Raw genomic sequence first — 17,550 nt, forward strand, 5'->3', positions numbered from 1 at the left:
GAACCGGCTGCTCGGGCATCGTCATGGGCAGGGCATCGCAGGAGGCGGGCTTCGGGGAGGCTGCACTGGGAGGATACATGAAGACTTACAAAGCAAACACCGTCGCCGACGGGTTCATTTTTCTCGAAGCGCCCAAATGGCGCGACGGCAAGATCTGGATGAGTGACGTGATGGGCAAGGCCATCTATTGCGTGACAGAGGACGGCACGACCGAAAAGGTCTGCGACGTTCCCGGAATGCCCGCCGGCATCGGCTTTCTATCCGACGGCAGCCTGATCATCGCCTCGCTTACCGACCGCAAGCTGCTTAGGTGGAAGGACAGCGCGCTGTCCGACTTCCGAGACCTGTCCGCCCTGCCCGGCCCGCCAAACGATTTCGCCATCGACGCGCAAGACCGGATCTATCTGGGCAATTTCGGTTGCGATTTCCACGGCGGCGAGGCGCTGCGTCCCACCCCGCTGGTCCGGCTCGATCCCGACGGCTCGATCACCGAGGTCGCACCGGATATGGAGTTTCCCAACGGCGCGGTGATCATCAACGATGGCAGGACGCTGGTGGTGAACGAGACGTGGGTTGGGCGCGTTACTGCCTTCGATCTGGCCGAAGACGGCACGCTGTCGAACCGACGGATCTATGCGGACCTGGGCGATCACCAGCCCGATGGCATGTGCGCCGATGCCGAGGGCGCGATCTGGGTCGGCAGCTACAACACCGGTGATTTCCTGCGGGTACTAAACGGCGGCGAGATCACCGACCGCATCCACTTTGACGGCGGCGGCGTGTCCTGCGTGATCGGCGGTGCAGACGGGCACACCCTGTTCATGACCGCCTATGTCGGGGAAGAGGCCGCAATCGCCAAGGGCGCGCGTCAGGCCGGGCTGTTCTCGACCAAAGTCAGCGTCGGCGCTCCGTCGAACGTCTGAAACACACGACTGCCAGATCCGAAGGGAGAACCTGTCCCTCCGGGCCCGGCATGATGTATTCCTGTGAATGCGCACAAAGACCGGCTGGCGCCGCGCCGTCAGACCCCCGGTCCAGGCACCTTGTCTGGCAGCCAGAGCGCGATCTGCGGAAAGGCAACGAGCAGCACGATCCAGCAACATAAGCAGCAAGGCAGAGACGCCACCGCGACCGACATCAGGCTTTTTCGGCTCATCGCGGCGTTGTTGCACTTATCGGCGATGTGGATTCACGCTGTGAATTAGGCATGTTAACTGATGCGCATGCCATCGCCATCTCGCATCCGCTACTGCACGACCAACTCGTCAGAGTATAACGCGTCGCTACGACGCCGGGGATCGCTCTCGGTCTGGTTCGATCCGGGGATGAACACCGCTGTCACTGCGGATGGCGCCTATGACACTCCGCGATGCCACGCGGCAGTCATCGAACGCGGTGCTGATGCGGTCATCCCATACGCCGCAACGGGCGCGTCTGGAAGGACGACAGCCCGGCTGCGACCGTCAAGAACGAGATACTGCGTGCCACGCGTTAGCCCTTCAGTGTGACCGCTTGCCCCGACATCCGGGGTCGATCTGAACGATCTATGCCGATAGCCCCACACTCGCACTGGAGCGGCTGGCGCTGATGGTACTGCGGTTAGGCGCCCGACAAACGCGTCGGGATGTACTTGAGTACGCCACCCGAACCATTGACGTCATAGTCCAGGTTGGGCGGCGAGGCGGGAAGCGAGGGGTGCTCGAGAACTTTCTGCCAGCGACGAGACGGTCAGGAATTTCGTGTGCGGGCGGGCAAACATGTCCCGACACAAGCCAGCCGCAAGCGCCGAAGCGCTGCTTGATCAGCTGCTTGACGGCACCGACGCCCGGGCGTTCGACACCGATGGCCAGCTCGACCAGCTGAAGAAGGCACTGAAGGCGAGTCCGGAAGCGATCCGCGCCGCGCTGACCGGCAGCCGGGCTCGCAACACCGCCCCCTCATCGGCCTGCATCCCAGCCAGATCGACGCGCTCCACGCGAGACCCGTCGGCGTCACCGGAACCCCGGGCGCGAGCTAGGCGCTCGCCTGACAGATCGAGCGCCCGGATTCTCACCCGGTCCATTCTAGGGGTCGGTCCAGCAACCTCGTCGCGCGTCGGATCCTGATCGTGATCCTGCGGATCTTTCGGGCGGTCGTGATGGGCCTACCGGAACAATGCGAGAGAGGAGAATAATGCTGCCGTTTACAAATCCTGCAATATGGGATAAGTTCAGTAATGGGCCGGAATCGGCCGGGGGAAGGGACTGGGAGGTCGTACGTGAAGCTTCACACCAAATTTGCCGTTGCGATCGGGCTGGCGCTCACGATGGCCTCGCCGCTTGCAGCTTCGGCGCAGGATTACCCTGATCGCCCCGTCCAGATCATCGTGCCGCTGTCGCCTGGCTCATTGAGTGATCTGACGATCCGCAAGCTCGCGCCCGATCTCGCGAAGACCCTCGGGACTTCCGTGGTGATCGACAATCGGCCCGGCGCGGGCGCCGCCATCGGAACCGCGGCGGCGAAGCAGGAGGCGCCGGACGGCTATACGCTGGTGCTTGCCGCGGCCTCCTCCTTTTCGATCAACCCACACCTTCGCGAGGATCTGGCCTATGATCCGATGGCGGATTTCGCACCTATCTGCCGAATCGGCGGTGCGCCGCAGCTGCTGGCGGCCAATCCCTCGCTCGGCGTGACGACGGCCGCCGAACTCGTCGAGAAGGCCAAGACCGAGACGATCCCGTTCGCGTCGTCGGGGCCAGGCACGATTTCGCATCTGGCGCAGGAGATGCTCAAGTCGCGGATGCACGTCGATTTCCTGCATGCGCCCTACAAGGGCACCGGTCCCGCCATCACCGACACGATCGCGGGACACACAAAGCTGATGTTCGAATCGCCCGGCCCGATGCTTGGAGCGATCCGCGAGGGTCAGCTCGTTCCTCTTGGCGTGTTGAGCCCGCAGCGACTGCCGGCACTTCCGGACGTGCCGACGTTCGAGGAACTCGGCTTCGGGGACATGGAGCTCATCGGCTGGATCGGACTGGCGGCTCCGGTGGGCACGCCCGCGGAGGTGATCGACACGCTCGCGAAAGCTTGCGAGACGGCGGTGGTCAACCCCGATTTCCACGAGTTCTCGGACGAACAGGGCCTTGTGGCGTTCTTCGCGTCGCCCGCCGAGTTCGCCGCGCACATCAAGGCCGACTTCGAAAAGTTCGGGGCACTGGTCGAGCGCTCCGGGTTGCAGCCAGAATGAGATACCGTCACGCCGAGCAAGGGCTTTGTGTCGACCGCGGGGTCGCGATCGACTGCGAGTTGTGGGGCCTATGTCACTCGCGCCTCCGCGGTCGCGGTGACGATAGGCCTGTGGTTTTGGCGACGCTGTAGACGGCGTGGAGCAGCTTGCGGAGGGCGGCGACGAGCGCGAGCTTGGGCGGCTTTCCGGCAGCGCGCAGGCGTTCGTAGAAGGCGCGCAGCCACGGGTTGCGGCGAACGGCGACGAGTACGGGCATCCAAAGGGCCCGGCGCAGGCGGGCGTTGCCGATGGGGGTGATCGGCGCACGGATGCGGTCTGACTGTTTGCCGGACTGCCGGAGCCCCGCAACGACGCCGACGTAGGCGGCGAAGGCGCTGGCGCTTCGAAAGCGGGCCGTGATGCTGACCGACGGAGCGCTTCGCCGCCGCCACGAGCTGATCGGCCAACTTGAGGCCGACGAAGTGGCGGCCATCGTAGCGCAGCTTGGCGAGACGCCTGGGGTTGGCGCGGGCGAAGGCCTGCGCGGTTGGGCTGCTCGGCCATCAGCGCGGTGGCGAGCATGCTGTCGAGGCTGCGGACATAGCGGCTGAACTCGGGGAAACCGAGGTACACTAGCCGGTGCAGCTGGCGCACCCGGTTGTCGAAGTCCTGGCGCAGCCGGTCGCGGTGGCGGACAAGCTCGCGCAAGCTCTCGGCGGCCTCGTCGTGCAGCCGCGTGGGCGCGGGGCGCTTCCCCGCCATGATCGCCACGCCGAAGGGCTCGGGCGGAATGCCGGAGGGCGCGGCCGGCCGCGGCCAGCGGCGCGCTACGAGAATCACACTGAGGTTGCTGAGTGCGTTCACGACGAAGGCCGTGAAGGCGCCGGCCGTCGCGACGACTATGCCGCCGAGGGCCGGGCCGAGGCTGCGGGCGATGTTGAGGTTGCTGGCGTTCAGTGTGACCGCGCTGGCGATCTGGTTACGTGGCAGGAATTCGAACACCCTTGCCTGCCAGCCGGGATAGTAGAGTGCCCGGGCCGACCCGATGACGAACGTGAAGGCGAGAAGCAGCATCGGGGTCAGTAGGTCGAGGTAGGCGAAGATCGCGAGGCCGACCGAGACGACGAGAAGGAAGGCCTGCGCCCAGATGACCAGTGTCCGCAGCCCGATCATGTCGGAGATCGCCCCGCCCGGCAGCGACAAGAGCATGACCGGCAAGGCGACCGAGGTCTGAACCAGCGCGATGAGCTCAGGCGTCCGCCCGAGCGAGGTCATCAGCCACGACGCTCCGACGAGCTGGAACTGCCACCCGATGTTCGCCGACAAACCCGCCAGCCAGTAGACGAGGAAGCGCCGCTCCCTCAGGAGATCGAGAGACGAGGGCAAGGAGGCGTGCTCCCTTCAGGGTTCGTGGGCGAAACGTTCGTTGGTGGACATTGGGGAAGACAGCGGAACCGCCACCGATCGCCGGGTGGCGGTTCGAGCCTCCTCCACGTACCGGGCTAAGAATGACGCCTCATTCGTGGAAGGCCTCTTCGCGCTTGGTGCGGATCGCCGGCAATGAGACCGCGACGATGCAGAACACGGCCAGGGCCAGAAGCGTGGCGCTGATCGGCCGCTGGACGAAGATCGCCGCATCCCCCTGCGACAGCAGCATGGCCCGGCGCAGGTACTCTTCCATCATCGGACCGAGGACCATGCCGAGCAGGAACGGCGCCGGCTCACAAGAAAGTCGCCGGAACAGGAAGCCGATGAAGCCGAACAGGACCATGACGTAGACGTCGAAGCTCGAGAAGTTCAGCGTGAAGGCTCCGATCGCGCAGAAGGTCAGGATGGCGAGGAAGAGGTACTTGTAGGGGATGGTGAGCAGCTTCACCCAGAGCCCGATTAGGGGCAGGTTCAACACCACCAGCATGAGGTTCCCAACCCACATCGATACGATCAGGCCCCAGAACAGCTGCGGCTGCTCGTGGATGATGCTCGGCCCGGGCTGGATGCCCTGGATCAGCATGGCGCCCGTCATCAGCGCCATGATCACGTTCGACGGAATGCCGAGGGTAAGCATCGGTATGAACGAGGTCTGCGCGCCGGCATTGTTGGCGCTCTCGGGCGCAGCCACGCCTTCGATCGCCCCCTTCCCGAAGCGCTCGGGATGATCGGAAACTCGCTTCTCGACCGCATAGGCCACGAAGGAGGAGAGCATCGCGCCGCCGCCCGGCAAGAGACCGAGGACCGAGCCGAGCGCGGTGCCGCGCAGCACCGGCTTGGTGATCTGCCTGAACTCCTCACGGGTCGGCAGCCAACTGGCGATCTTGGCCTTCTGTGCGGTGCGCGCCTCTTCCGGCGCAGAGAGGTTCTGGATGATCTCGCCGATTCCGAAGATCCCCATCGCCACCGAGACGATCGAGACCCCGTCGAGCAGTTCGGGGAAACCGAAGGTTAGGCGATAGGCGCCCGACGTCACGTCCGTGCCGACGATGCCGGTAATGAGGCCGAGCACGATCATCGCCAGTGCCTTGAGCAGGGACCCCTGCGCCAGCGCGACCGAGGCGATGAGACCGAGCACCATCAGCGAGAAATAGTCGGCCGCATGAAACTGCAGCGCGAGGGCGCTCAGGGTGGGGGCGGCGAAGGCGATCAGCAGGGTGGCGACGCAGCCGGCGAACAGCGAGCCGAGGGCGGCGGTCGCGAGCGCGGTACCCGCCCGCCCTTGGCGCGCCATCTGGTAGCCATCAAGGACGGTCACGACGGAGGAAGGCTCGCCGGGCAGGTTCACGAGGATCGCCGTCGTCGAGCCGCCATACTGGGCGCCGTAGTAGATGCCCGCCAACATGATCAGGGCCGTCGTCGGCTCCAGCGTGAACGTCACCGGCAGCAGCATCGCGATCGTCGCCGCAGGCCCCAGTCCTGGCAGGACGCCGATCAGCGTGCCGAGGAGCGTGCCGAGGAAACAATAGAACAGGTTGGTGAGCGACAGCGCCTCGCCGAAGCCGATTCCGAGATTGTGAATGAGATCCATGGCGAGCCTCAGAAACCGAACATCGGGCCGAAGAGCGGAAGCGGAAGCGCGAGCATCCACCCGAAGACGACCGCCGTCCCCGTCGACAGAATGACCGCGGTGACGAGGGCGGTCTTGAGCCCGTAGCCCTTCATCGCCAAGCTACCGAGCAGAACCATCGCGAAGATCGACGGGATGACGCCCGCCGACCGCACGGTCAGGCCGAAGATCGTCGTGCCGCCGAGGATCAGCAGGGCCGCGCGCAGCGTTTGCGCGCTCCATGGCTCCATCGCCTCAGCCTCGCCCACGACGCTGCCCACGATGATGAGTGCCGCCAGCAGGCAGAGCAGGAGGCCGAGCACGACCGGGAAGAAGCCGGGCCCCATCTGTCTCAAGGTGCCGAAGGGATAGTTCGACGAGATCGCCGTGACCAAAATTCCGGCAGAGAGGAAGAGGAGACCCGCGATGAGGTCCTTCGGTTTGCGCAACTGCATCGGCAGATCCCACTGAACAGTTTCTCTGGTAAGCGTCGTCCCTGCCGGCATTGACCGGTAGGGACGCTCTCGGATGCCCTATTCGGGTGCGAGCCCGGTGGCTTCGATGAGGTCCGCGTAACGCCGGCTCTCGGCATCGAGCAGGATCGCCAGGTCCCCAGGGGTGGAAGGCGCCGCAATGAGGCCCTGCCGCTTCACCAAGTCCTTCATCTCGGGCGTGTCGAGGATATCCCGCATCGCCGTACTGATGGCATCGACCGTTTCGGGCGGCGTGCCGGCCGGGGCGAACAGCGCGACCCACGAACCGAACTCGAAGCCGGGAATGACGGTCTCGGCGAGAGTCGGGACGTCTGGGAGTGACCCGTCGCGCTCGGCGCTGAGCACGGCGAGCGGACGCAGTTGGTTCCCGGTTATCTGCCCCATGGCAGCGCCGATCGCGTCGGTAATGAAATCGACCTCGCCGCTCATCGCGCCGGTCTTGGCCGGCCCCGCGCCCTTGTAGGGGATGTGCACCGCCTGCAAGCCCGCGTCGTGGAGCATCTCCGCGGCCCAGAGGTGGGTGCCGCTGCCGTTGCCGGCGGAGCCATAGCTGATCTCGCCCGGCCTCGCCTTCATGGCGTCGAACAGATCCTCGATCGACGTCAGGGGGGAGGTCGCGCCGACGAGCACGACGCCCCTGGTCTCCATGACCTGGCTGACCGGGGCGAGGTCCTTGGTCGGATCGTAGTCGAGATCGTTGAGATGGGGGGTGATCGCGATCGCCGAACTCGTCATGAGCAGCGTGTGTCCGTCAGGTGCCGCCTTCGCGACATAACGGGTCCCGATGATACTACCGCCGCCCGGCTGATTCTCGACGACGAAGGCCTGTCCTAGCCGGTCCGAGAGTTCGGTGGCGAGCAAACGTGCGGTCACGTCTGCCGAGCCGCCCGGCGCGAACGGCACGATGAAGGTCACGGTCCGGGATGGCCAGGTATCAGCGCTCGCCAGCACCGGCCAGAGAATTGCCAATCCCGCGATAATCCGCAGAAACAGTCTCATGCACTTACTCCTCCGGGTCTGTTGGATATGTACGCCCGGTCGCGATTTTCCTCCCTGCAACCGGTTCGTAGGTGCAACGCCCCTGGAAGCACCTTGAAGGGGTGTCGCCGCGTTGAAGCCCGTCATAATTGTATCTCACTATGTAGGAATATGTCAACAACACGCGGCGGAAACTCAGGGCTCTGAACTGATGTGACCGGTGACAGGTCGAAAATTCTCTGAATCGATGCGAGACCGGCGTCGAGTGAAGCCGTCGAACGGGGCCGGCGTAGGACACCAGGCTCGGCCGCTCGGTTGCTCAGCCTCTTTGCCAGATCGTCCGGTCGCGCACCTCCTCCGGCGCGTCCGCGTCTTCGCCTACGCGGTCCCGGTCGGCGAGGAGACGGCGAACACGGCCCGGCCGCGGACCGCGCCTCGGAGATGGGCCTGCTCGTCACCGCGCAGCACCTCGCGAAGGTGCGGGGTTACGTCGATGCCGGCGTGAAGGAGGGCGCGAAGATCGTCGTCGACGGCCGCGGGTTCAAGGCCCCGCAGGGCTATTAGAGCATTTTCGTTGATCCCCTATTTATCGGTGGATTCACGGGCGCGCGTGGGTATGCGAGTCTTGGCCTCGAACAACGGCGAGGCTAGGCATGAGCGGGGCGTATTCTGCGGACCTTCGAGGGCGGGTGCCCGAGGGCCAGCGTGGCGGCGAGCTTGGTGATTCGTTTCATGGTGCCCTCCCTGGTGCTTTCAGCGAGTCGCCGAGTCGACACGATAACAATAGAAATATCCGAAATAGTGGGATTAGACCAACTTTTGGGACAGAGCGCTCCGGAGCGAACTGTGCCATGCGGAAAAAATCCGAGGGTTATGTTCAAAAAACACAGGAAAAATCGCAAGTTCGATGGATAGGCGCCTGCGTCGTTTGCGCCGCTCTTGGACTAACAAAAATGGCGCTATGTGGGATTATTTGACAATCGCCAGTTTCTCTTGTCTTTTGCTCCGAAGCGGACGCCGGTCTTGATGGGTCTTCCTGGGTGGGGGAGTTCGCGGCTTTGCGTTTTAGGTCTGGCTGGAGGAGCGGATTTTGGAAACCTACGATTACATCGTCATCGGGGCGGGGTCTGCAGGGTGTGCGGTGACACGGGCTCTGGTCGACAACCCTGAAAACAAGGTGTTGCTGATCGAGGCGGGGCCTCACGCCAACAGATTCTGGGTGAACACGCCGGCGGGCATGGCGACCATGTTCTTTCACAAGGTGCTCAACTGGAACTTCCACACCGAGCCGATGCCCAACCTTCAGAATCGGCGGATGTACTGGGCACGCGGAAAGCTGCTTGGTGGGTCGAGCTCGATCAATGGGATGATCTACATTCGGGGGCATCCAAAGGATTTCGACTACTGGCGGGATCAGGGTAATCCGGGCTGGGGCTATGACGATCTGCTTCCGTATTTCAAGAAGATGGAGCATTTCGAGCGTCGCAGCGACGAATGGCGGGGACAGGGCGGGCCGCTTTGGGTCAGCGACCCGGTGGTAAAGATGCCGTCGAGTTTCGATTTCATCGAAGCAGCCAATTCGCTTCAGATCCCGGTGACCGAGGACATGAACGGTGAAGTCCACGATGGCGTCGGCTTCATGCAGCACACCATTCGCGACGGGCGTCGCTGGTCTGCCTACAAGGCGTTCGTCAAGCCGGTCGAGGGGCGCCCGAACCTTACAATCCTGACCGAGGCGCATGTCCGCAAGATCACCTTCGAGGGCCGCACCGCGACCGGCGTCGAGATCCAGCACAAGGGTCAGCGCAAGCGCTTTGCCGCCGCACGTGAGGTCGTCGTGTCCAGCGGGGCGATCAACTCGGCGCAGCTTCTGCTGCTTTCGGGCGTGGGACCTGCGGCAGAGCTTGGCAGGCACGGTATCGAGATGGTTCATGAAAGCCCTGGCGTGGGCGAAAACCTTCAGGATCATTTCTACGTCCATGCAGGCTGGCGCGCCACCGAGGACAGTTCCTACAACCGCAGCCTGCGCGGACTGCGGAAATATTGGCAGGGCTTCAAGTACCTGATGACCCACAAGGGCTATCTCGCGCTTGGCGCGTCGCAGGTCGCGGCCTTTGTCAAAAGCAATCCGGGCGAGGACTATGCCGATCTTCAGATCAGCTTTCGCCCCATGACCTTTGATTTCCATCCCAGCGGCCGCATGGTGGTCGAAAGCTTCCCCGGCGTCGGGGCCTCGGTCTATCCGACCCGTCCGAAGGGGCGGGGGCGCATCACGCTGCGCTCGGCCGATCCGATGGAAAAAGCGGTCTGCGATCCGAACTTCATGAGCAACGAGGATGACAATATCGCGTTGATGCGCGGCTTCAGGATCATGCGCCAGATCGTCAACGCCGAACCGATGGCACGGCGCATTCTGGGCGAAGAGCTTCCCGGCCCCTTGGTCCAGACCGACGAGGAAATCTTCGGCTATATGCGCAGCCATGGTGCGACGCCGCAGCACACCGTGGGCACCTGCAAGATGGGGCGCGACGCGATGGCCGTTGTCGATGAACGTCTACGGGTGCGCGGGCTCGACCGGTTGCGGGTGATCGACGCCTCGATCATGCCGCAGCTCACTTCGGGCAACACAAACTCCCCCTCCATCGTGATCGGGGTCAAGGGAGGAGACATGCTCTGCGCGGACAAGATGCCCCGCAGGCCCGTGCCAAGCCTCTGAACACTGGGGCTCAGCCCATCTGAGAAAGTGCCATGCGAATTCTGTTTACCGGAGGGTCAGGCAAGGCCGGCCGCCATGTCGCGCCCTATCTGCAAGAGCAGGGGCACCGGATCCTGAACCTGGACGCGACACCATTGCACCATCCTGGCGTGACCGACGCGCGGGCGGATATCACCGATCTCGGGCAGGTCTATTCCGTGCTCAACAGCTATGCCGGGTTCGACGAGATCTACGCGGGCGGCGGGCGCCGCGTCTTTGACGCGGTGGTGCATTTCGCCGCGTCGGTGCTGACCGACAAGGTCATCCCCGCGGATCCCGAAACCTGGCGGGTAAACGTCATGGGCACATTCAACATCCTTGAGGCGGCCACCAAGATGGGCGTGCGAAAGATCGTCATCGCCTCGTCCGAGACGGTTTACGGCATGTGTCTTGCCGACGGGATGCCTAACCCCGAGCGGCTGCCGCTGGAAGAGGATTTCACGACCAGCCCGACTGACGCATACGGGCTGTCCAAGCGCGTCGGCGAGGTGATCGCCGCAGGCTTCCAGAAGCGTACCGGCGCCGACATCTACGAGCTGCGCATCGGAAACGTGCAGGAGCCCGGCGACTACGTGAACTTTGCGGACTACGCCAGGGACCCCGGCCAGCGCAGGCGTCTGGCGTTCAGCTATATCGACGCCCGAGACCTAGCAGGCTGCTGAAAAAGGGGTCTGAGAGGGTGACGTGGCGGAAATCGTTCTGGATCCGGTGAGGATCGGCCTGAAAACCGGGTATTCCCGGCCAATCTGAGGCGGTTTTCCCGGTTTCCGACCTGGACCCTCTCATCGTGCGGACTTTTTCAGCAGCCTGCTAGTGGATCGGATCAACGATAAAACTGTCTGACGCTGAAGTCCGGATCTTGCAGATGTATGCGTAGGGTGTGAGGGCCCACCATCGCCCGCCATCGGTCCGAGGACCATGGCTGGCGAGCGTCCTGAGGCGACGTGCGTGGTGTTGGCGCTGCCGTGACGAACTTGTCCCTTAGTGCTCCCATCCATTCCGCCGAATGGACAGCTCTCCTTCCGCTCAGCCATCTCGATTGGCATATCACGCGCTTGACGTGCGATTCCCTATATGGAACTATAATCTATATACGAAACTTGGTGAGCGGTCAGGAGGAGATACGGCCGCCGCCAACAGATCACTCGCGAGAGGTTTCCGACCATCTGCGCCGTTTTTTCGGCCCGCATCGGCTGAGAGAACGCACCTTGCGTCGAAGTACATGTCATAGGGATTCCCGCATGTTCCATGTGACTTTTCGAACGCCCAAGTGGCGTACCGGGCAGCTTTCCTGGACCTGATGTCCGCAATCACGGGACCTATTGGGCTGGCCCGGTGCAGCGCATAACGCGGCCCCTCTCATGGATCTGAACGATTTGGAACCAAGCCTCCCCGGTGCCGGGGAGACCCGGCAGGGAGGGAAACATGCCGAAGATTGACCTACTGGTGGATGCCAGAAACCACCTTGGCGAGGGTCCGTTATGGGACGTTCGCGACCAGCGTCTCTATTGGATCGACAGCACCGCATGTGTGATCTGGAGCTGCCGTGCCGACGGGTCCGAGGTGAAGCAACATTACGTTCCGAGCTTTATCGGCTCAATGGCGCTGCGTGAGAATGGCGGCGCCGTGCTGGCTTTGGCCAATGGCTTCAACTTCTACGACTTCGACACGCAGGAGACAGTGCAGGTGGCCAATCCCTTGGCGGACCTGCCCGATTACCGCCTGAACGATGGGAAAGTCGATCGCGCCGGACGTTTCATCTCGGGGGCGATGGGTCACGATTTCGATCCGCTCAACGTCACGATGGGGCGCAAGCCGCCAGAGAACGGCAAGCTCTACAGGCTCGACCCTGATCTTACCGTGCACGTACTGGATGAGGGCATGATCTGCTCGAACGCACCCTGCTGGAGCCCGGATGACAAGACATTCTATTTCGGGGATTCCTCGCATGAAACGCTGTGGGCCTATGATTACGACATCGCGACGGGGCAGGTGTCGAACAAACGCGAATTCGCGTCCGACAAGACCTTTGCCCGCACGGTGGACGGGGCGACGGTGGATTCCGAAGGCTACATCTGGAACGCCAAGGTGCTGGGCGGACGGATCGTGCGGTATGCCCCGGATGGCAGCATAGACCGCGAGATCGAACTGCCTGTGCGCAATGTGACGAGCGTGATGTTCGGCGGCGAGAAACTCGACACTCTCTATTTCACGTCGATGGCAAAGGCGATGTATGGGGTGCCGACAACGCAGCCCGGCGCGGGTGGGCTTTTCGCGGTTCGCGGTCTGGGTGTCACGGGTCTGCCAGAGCCGCGCTTCGCAGGCTGAGTGCCACCGATACGCGACAAGGGTAATCAAGCGAACGGCCGGGCCAGATGGTCCGGCGTTTTGCTTGTCCCCTCGGTCTAACCTGGGTTCTGACTTCAGGTCGCGAAAACCGCGCCCCCGAAAGGGCGCGGTTCACTAACAGGGTCGAGCAGGCGGCTGGCCCCGCCGAAAGCCAATCACCAGAGATTCGGACACGCCGCGTCAAGGTCGTCGGCATCGATCAGGGCAGAGGTGGTTTCGATCAGGCGTCCGGTGGCGCCTTCGCCCGAATTGGCCTGTTCGATCAGCGCCGCCGCGGCCTTGGCACCCATATCGGCCCAAGCCATACAGGTGGACAGCGCAATGGCGCCAGACCGCACGAGGCCCGATGCCCGCTCCGCTCCGCCCGCTGCGGTGACGAGCTTGCCGGGCGCCTCGACATCTTCCATCGCCTGTGCGCAGCCGATGGCCATATCCTCGGCGTGGCTGAAGATCACGTCCGTATCCGGCGCGGCCATCAGGCCATTGGTGCATACCTCCTGCCCGTTCGCAGGCGTCCAGTCGGTCGGTTGCGCGAAAACCACCTCGTAATCGATGCCGGCTGCATCAAGTTCGGCGGTGAAGCCTTCGCTGAGTTGATCGACCATCGCGTAGCCCGGCTGACCTTCGACGATCCCGATCTTTGCGGTCCTATCCGTGGGCAACATGCCACGGTCGATCACGGCGCGGGCAAGGCGGTGGCCGGTGGTCAGGTAGTTCTCGGCAACGACCGCCGTCACGTCCGGGTTAACGTCCTCGAACGGGGTCGTTTTGGGGTCGCCGATCTGCTGCGTCACGGAAACATACCCTATCTTTGCGTCCTTGGCGCTTTCGACCCAGTTCAGCGCGACGACGCTGTCCATCGTCACGGTCGCGACACCTTTCACGCCCTGCGAGATCAGGTCCATGATGCCGTTGGACATCCGCTCGATGCTGCCGTTCGCGCTCAGGATCACAGCCTCGCCGCCGGCGTCTTCGACCGCCCTGCGAAAGCCCTCGGCCATTGCCGAGTCCGGGCGGTTCTGCGCGCTCGCCATGATAAAGCCGAGCCGCATCCCTTGGGCCGAACCGCTCGTCGCCGCGTCTTGCGCCATCGCGCAGGTCACCGACAGGGCCAGGGCTGCGGATCCGACAAGAGCAAGGTTCAAGGCTTTCCCCGTGTAAGTCATTTTCATTGGATTCTCCCTAGATCGCATGGTCCGCGCTCCTCCAAGCGCGGCGGTCGAGCCTTCTGGCTCGGGCGAACGGCTCCTCCCGAACGCTCAGGAAAATCCTATCATGTGGAACTGACTGAGTCATCATATATAAATGATTGTTTCACATACGGATCATAGCAACGCGGCAAAAAAACACACTCTCCGGCGCGTACAGGACACCCACCAGCAGCACGATGCCCAAGAGCAGGATTATCACGAAGCGTGCCGAGGCCTTGGGCACGGGCATCACGCTTTCGAGTCTCATCGCTTCTCCGGTGAACGCGGACGTCAAGATGGTCGGGCAGCGCGTCACAGGCCTGCTGGTTCACCACCCGGCGTCCTTTGCTACGCATCAGACACACCGGATAGAAGGAGTTCAGCGCTTTCCAAGCCTTCTGGTCGACCACCGCGGCCGAAGCGACAAAGAAAGAATCCACCGTGTCAATCGCCAGCGCCTGACCTATGTCGGCGTATTGCACCAGAACGCCGGTCGTGCCTTTGACCTCGGCCCATTTCGCACCCAGGGGGGTCATCACGCTGCTTGGTTTCCGCGAAACCGTTGATCGACTCGATTGGTTGGCGCGAGGAAAGGCCCTGCCCGGACCGCATCATCCGTTCAATCTCGGGCATTTTTATGCGCTTCGCGTTGGTCCGAGGGCGACTGGGCATCAACCTTCGAATTCCGCTTCGACCTATTCGATGAACATACGGACGTTCCTGATCGCGATGGCGTCGTCGCCACAGGCCGAGGCGAGTTGCCACTCGACCCATTAGGCATGCACGGCGGCGATCGCGAGAGCGCTGCATCGAATGGTTCGACCGAATTTCGTTCAGTTTTCACAAATTCCTCCCGGAACGAACCGGGCCGCGAAATACACCGGTGCCCCTCGGGGCCTACCCAGAGGGTCCGTGATATAATTCCCGATGAGGGCGTTTTTTCATTGCAGGGCGACGAAACCAGTCGCGCACGCTTGCCCACACCTTGAATGAACAAAGGTCTCATATATGAAATGAACCTGAGAGCGTTTCTAATGCACCACAACGATAGCACGCCTCGCGCCACGACAGGTGCGCGAAGGCGCGGCGGGAAAGGCCGGGACAGAGATGAAAGACGACGAAAAAGGGTCGGAGAAATACCGCGCTCCAGCGCTGACCAAGGGGCTCGACATCCTCGAACTGCTCGCTTCCAGCGAGCAGGGGCTCACGCAGGTGGAAATCGCCAAGCAGCTTGGCCGGACGACGTCGGAAATCTTTCGGATGCTCGTGGTTTTGCGGCAACGGGGCTATGCCGAGCTTGGATCGGATGAACGATACCGCATCACCATGCGGCTGTTCGAAGTGGCCAACCGCCACCCCATGCTCAAACGCCTGACGGCCATCGCAGGTCCGGCGATGCAGACCCTCGCCAACACGATTAACCAGTGCATCCACCTGACGATCCTGAACATGGACAAGCTCTTGGTGATCGCTCAGGTCGATGGTCCGGATGTCAGTCTGGTGACGACGCGACTCGGGGCGCAGCTGCCCCTCGCCAATTCGCCTTCGACCACGATTCTCGCGGCCTACATGAACGACGAGGAGCTCGCCTCGCTCTTCAGCATGATCGCAGCCGAGACCGGCGACGGACAGGCGGGGGATCAGATCCTCGCCGAGTTGCCCGAGGTCGCCAAACAGGGCTTCTGTCAGGGGCCGTCGCGGATTCTGGCGGGCGTGACCACATTGTCCGCTCCGATCTTTGACTATCGCGGCAATGCCGTCGCGGCGGTCACCGTGCCCTTCGTGCACCGTCTGGGTGGACGCGAGACCATGCCGGTGGACGAGGCGCGCGCACATCTGGTGGCGGTCTGCCGGGACCTGTCGCGCCGCATGGGTGCCGGTGCCAAGATCGACGATATCTACGGCACCGACTGACCCCGGGGGCTCGCTCCCCCTATCGCCGGATACATGGGATCGTGCTCGGGCCATCGTCGCGCGCCGGGCCTGCGGTTCGCTGCGCGGCCGCACGGCCAAGGCGCTGGCGGCAGGGCACGTCTAGCGCGGGACAGACGTGGGCGGGCGCGAAGACCCACCTGTCTGACACATGGATATCCAGGTCACGCCACCTTGGACCCCGCAATAGCGCCAGCGCCACTTTGAATGACCGATACGAGATCCGACAGGTCATCCATCGACTCGAGCGACTGCGCAATGCGCAATGCGCGCTCGATTGCCTCGCCTTGCAGCGGACGGGCGGCGGCCTTGGCGCATTGCGCGAACTTCTGCCCGAGCTGATCCCATGTCAGCGGCCTGTCCAGAGTGCCGGGCATGTCGTCCCCAACGCGCGACAGGCGGCGCCCATTTTTCAGCACCACGTCGACCTTGCCGGCGGGCAGTTGATCGGTCCAGTCAAAGGCGCTGTCCTCGACCGGCGTCACCTTGTCCACCATGGCGAGAACGGCGGGGTCTTTCAGTGTCTCGACCGCGAAATCACCGATCTTGAGGTCGCCCTTGGCCATCGTGAGCCCGATCACGAACGGCAGGCTGAACTTGGCATCGATCAGAAGGTCGGGCCGCTTCCGCACGTCGAGCGGATAGCACATGCGTTGGTGGAAATTGCCGACATAGACGAAGATTTCCTCGATGTCGTTGCTGTCGATCTGGTTCTCCCGGATCAACTCGATCGCCGCATGGACATGGGTAAAGGCGGTGCCGACCGCAGGCCAGTATTTGTAAAGCATCTTGTCGCCGCGAAACTCCTGGCCGAGACCGTCGAGAATGCCGTCGCGCTTGTAGTCGCCTTTGAAGTAGACGTTGAAAAAGCCTGCGGGGCCGTCGAACAGCGCCGGCGGGCCATACATGCCCTTCTCGGCGAGAAGGACGTCGTTGACGCAACCCTGCGCGCCAAAGCCCGCATACATGCCGCGCATGTCACTCCCGATCCCGAAGATCTGTTCCATGATCCCGGCGGCATGCGTGCTTGCCAGGCCCATCGCGTGGAGCATCTGGGTTTCGTTCAGCCCGGCGACGGCGCCGCCTGCGGCCGTCGTCGAGAACGCACCGACCGACGTTGACAGGTTCCAGTCCATCTTCCAGCCGACATTGGTGATGAAGCGGATGAACATATCCTCGCCCACCGCCACGGCCGTGATGAGGTCTTTGCCAGTGATGCCTCCCTTTTTCTCGGCCAGAGCCAGCACGGTCGGCACGATGGAGCTGTCGGCATGGGCGCCCCACGGCGTCATGCTGTCGAAATCCAGGGCATGGGCGAGGGTGCCATTGGCCAGAGCCGCGGCGGCGGCGGGCGCACGGATGTCGGTCCCGAACACCGAGGCATCCGGCCGCCCTCCGTTCTCGGTCACGAGATCAAGGACCGGCGCGATGCGCGGCTCGCGTCCGGTGGAAGCGAGGATGACGCCGAGCGTGTCGATGATCCCCTGTTTGGCACGCAACCGCGCGACTTCGGTCACGTCGTCGTAACGGGTCAGGGCGGCATGGCGCGACAGGTGCCGCACCAGATCGTCTTGATCTGTCATGATCTTTCTCCTGTGGATGAAAGT

Annotated in this window: 15 protein-coding genes and 3 pseudogenes; 9 read left to right on the forward strand and 9 right to left on the reverse strand. The window is 63.2% G+C overall.

Annotated features, from left to right (window positions below; translation table 11 throughout):
• Positions 1–23: 23 nt before the first annotated feature.
• The 3 genes and pseudogenes from E3U25_RS00860 to E3U25_RS00870 form a co-directional block, all read left to right on the forward strand.
• Positions 24–923 carry an SMP-30/gluconolactonase/LRE family protein gene (locus tag E3U25_RS00860; RefSeq protein WP_208861549.1) on the forward strand — a complete coding sequence of 300 codons (900 nt, stop codon included), beginning with the start codon at positions 24–26 and terminating at the stop codon, positions 921–923.
• Positions 924–1,223: 300 nt separating this feature from the next.
• Positions 1,224–1,328 (forward strand): annotated as a pseudogene (locus E3U25_RS00865) (IS5/IS1182 family transposase); the annotation flags it as partial.
• Between the two features lie 9 nt (positions 1,329–1,337).
• Positions 1,338–1,492: pseudogene (locus tag E3U25_RS00870) on the forward strand (IS5/IS1182 family transposase); the annotation flags it as partial.
• A gap of 309 nt (positions 1,493–1,801) precedes the next feature.
• On the opposite strand, the gene E3U25_RS00875 reads toward E3U25_RS00870, so the two are convergent.
• Entirely contained in the window at positions 1,802–1,975 is a 174-nt protein-coding gene (locus tag E3U25_RS00875; protein ID WP_166435444.1) for a hypothetical protein, read from the reverse strand.
• Positions 1,976–2,257: 282 nt separating this feature from the next.
• Between E3U25_RS00875 and E3U25_RS00880 the strand changes: the two genes are divergently transcribed.
• A complete protein-coding gene (locus E3U25_RS00880; protein WP_166435443.1) occupies positions 2,258–3,229 on the forward strand; it encodes a Bug family tripartite tricarboxylate transporter substrate binding protein in 972 nt (323 codons plus the stop codon).
• A gap of 73 nt (positions 3,230–3,302) precedes the next feature.
• Here the strand turns inward: E3U25_RS00880 and E3U25_RS00885 are convergent, their stop codons facing one another.
• From E3U25_RS00885 to E3U25_RS00900, 5 genes and pseudogenes are all read right to left on the reverse strand, one after another.
• Positions 3,303–3,701 carry a transposase gene (locus E3U25_RS00885; RefSeq protein ID WP_116221387.1) on the reverse strand — a complete coding sequence of 133 codons (399 nt, stop codon included), beginning with the start codon at positions 3,699–3,701 and terminating at the stop codon, positions 3,303–3,305.
• A gap of 266 nt (positions 3,702–3,967) precedes the next feature.
• A pseudogene (locus E3U25_RS24945) lies at positions 3,968–4,594 on the reverse strand (MFS transporter); the annotation flags it as partial.
• A gap of 130 nt (positions 4,595–4,724) precedes the next feature.
• Complete coding sequence (locus E3U25_RS00890; RefSeq protein ID WP_116221386.1) at positions 4,725–6,227, reverse strand: tripartite tricarboxylate transporter permease; 1,503 nt, start codon at positions 6,225–6,227, stop codon at positions 4,725–4,727.
• An 8-nt stretch (positions 6,228–6,235) separates the two neighbouring features.
• Positions 6,236–6,700, reverse strand: a complete 465-nt coding sequence (locus E3U25_RS00895; RefSeq protein ID WP_166435442.1) for a tripartite tricarboxylate transporter TctB family protein — start codon at positions 6,698–6,700, stop codon at positions 6,236–6,238.
• 78 nt (positions 6,701–6,778) lie between these two features.
• The gene (locus E3U25_RS00900) at positions 6,779–7,738 is read right to left on the reverse strand and encodes a Bug family tripartite tricarboxylate transporter substrate binding protein (protein ID WP_166435441.1); all 960 of its coding nucleotides are present in this window, start codon (positions 7,736–7,738) and stop codon (positions 6,779–6,781) included.
• Between the two features lie 294 nt (positions 7,739–8,032).
• On the opposite strand from E3U25_RS00900, the gene E3U25_RS24950 reads away from it, so the two are divergent.
• The 4 genes from E3U25_RS24950 (at position 8,033) to E3U25_RS00920 (ending at position 12,800) form a co-directional block, all read left to right on the forward strand.
• Positions 8,033–8,281, forward strand: a complete 249-nt coding sequence (locus E3U25_RS24950; RefSeq protein WP_276330409.1) for an aldehyde dehydrogenase family protein — start codon at positions 8,033–8,035, stop codon at positions 8,279–8,281.
• A 526-nt stretch (positions 8,282–8,807) separates the two neighbouring features.
• Positions 8,808–10,433, forward strand: coding sequence for a GMC family oxidoreductase (locus E3U25_RS00910; RefSeq protein ID WP_116221382.1), 1,626 nt, complete (start codon positions 8,808–8,810; stop codon positions 10,431–10,433).
• A gap of 32 nt (positions 10,434–10,465) precedes the next feature.
• Positions 10,466–11,134 carry an NAD-dependent epimerase/dehydratase family protein gene (locus tag E3U25_RS00915; protein ID WP_116221381.1) on the forward strand — a complete coding sequence of 223 codons (669 nt, stop codon included), beginning with the start codon at positions 10,466–10,468 and terminating at the stop codon, positions 11,132–11,134.
• 763 nt (positions 11,135–11,897) lie between these two features.
• Positions 11,898–12,800, forward strand: a complete 903-nt coding sequence (locus tag E3U25_RS00920) for an SMP-30/gluconolactonase/LRE family protein (RefSeq protein ID WP_116221740.1) — start codon at positions 11,898–11,900, stop codon at positions 12,798–12,800.
• Between the two features lie 176 nt (positions 12,801–12,976).
• Here E3U25_RS00920 and E3U25_RS00925 read toward each other — a convergent pair whose 3' ends face one another.
• Positions 12,977–13,993: a sugar ABC transporter substrate-binding protein gene (locus tag E3U25_RS00925; protein ID WP_166435440.1), complete on the reverse strand. Its 1,017-nt coding sequence runs from the start codon at positions 13,991–13,993 to the stop codon at positions 12,977–12,979.
• 101 nt (positions 13,994–14,094) lie between these two features.
• Complete coding sequence (locus E3U25_RS00930; RefSeq protein WP_208861548.1) at positions 14,095–14,550, reverse strand: type 2 periplasmic-binding domain-containing protein; 456 nt, start codon at positions 14,548–14,550, stop codon at positions 14,095–14,097.
• Positions 14,551–15,118: 568 nt separating this feature from the next.
• Here E3U25_RS00930 and E3U25_RS00935 point away from each other — a divergent pair.
• The gene (locus E3U25_RS00935) at positions 15,119–15,925 is read left to right on the forward strand and encodes an IclR family transcriptional regulator (protein ID WP_116221739.1); all 807 of its coding nucleotides are present in this window, start codon (positions 15,119–15,121) and stop codon (positions 15,923–15,925) included.
• A 182-nt stretch (positions 15,926–16,107) separates the two neighbouring features.
• Here E3U25_RS00935 and E3U25_RS00940 read toward each other — a convergent pair whose 3' ends face one another.
• Positions 16,108–17,526 carry an MmgE/PrpD family protein gene (locus E3U25_RS00940; RefSeq protein ID WP_116221379.1) on the reverse strand — a complete coding sequence of 473 codons (1,419 nt, stop codon included), beginning with the start codon at positions 17,524–17,526 and terminating at the stop codon, positions 16,108–16,110.
• Positions 17,527–17,550 lie beyond the last annotated feature (24 nt).

Source organism: Paracoccus versutus (genome assembly GCF_029909795.1).
GTDB classification, from domain to species: domain Bacteria; phylum Pseudomonadota; class Alphaproteobacteria; order Rhodobacterales; family Rhodobacteraceae; genus Paracoccus; species Paracoccus versutus.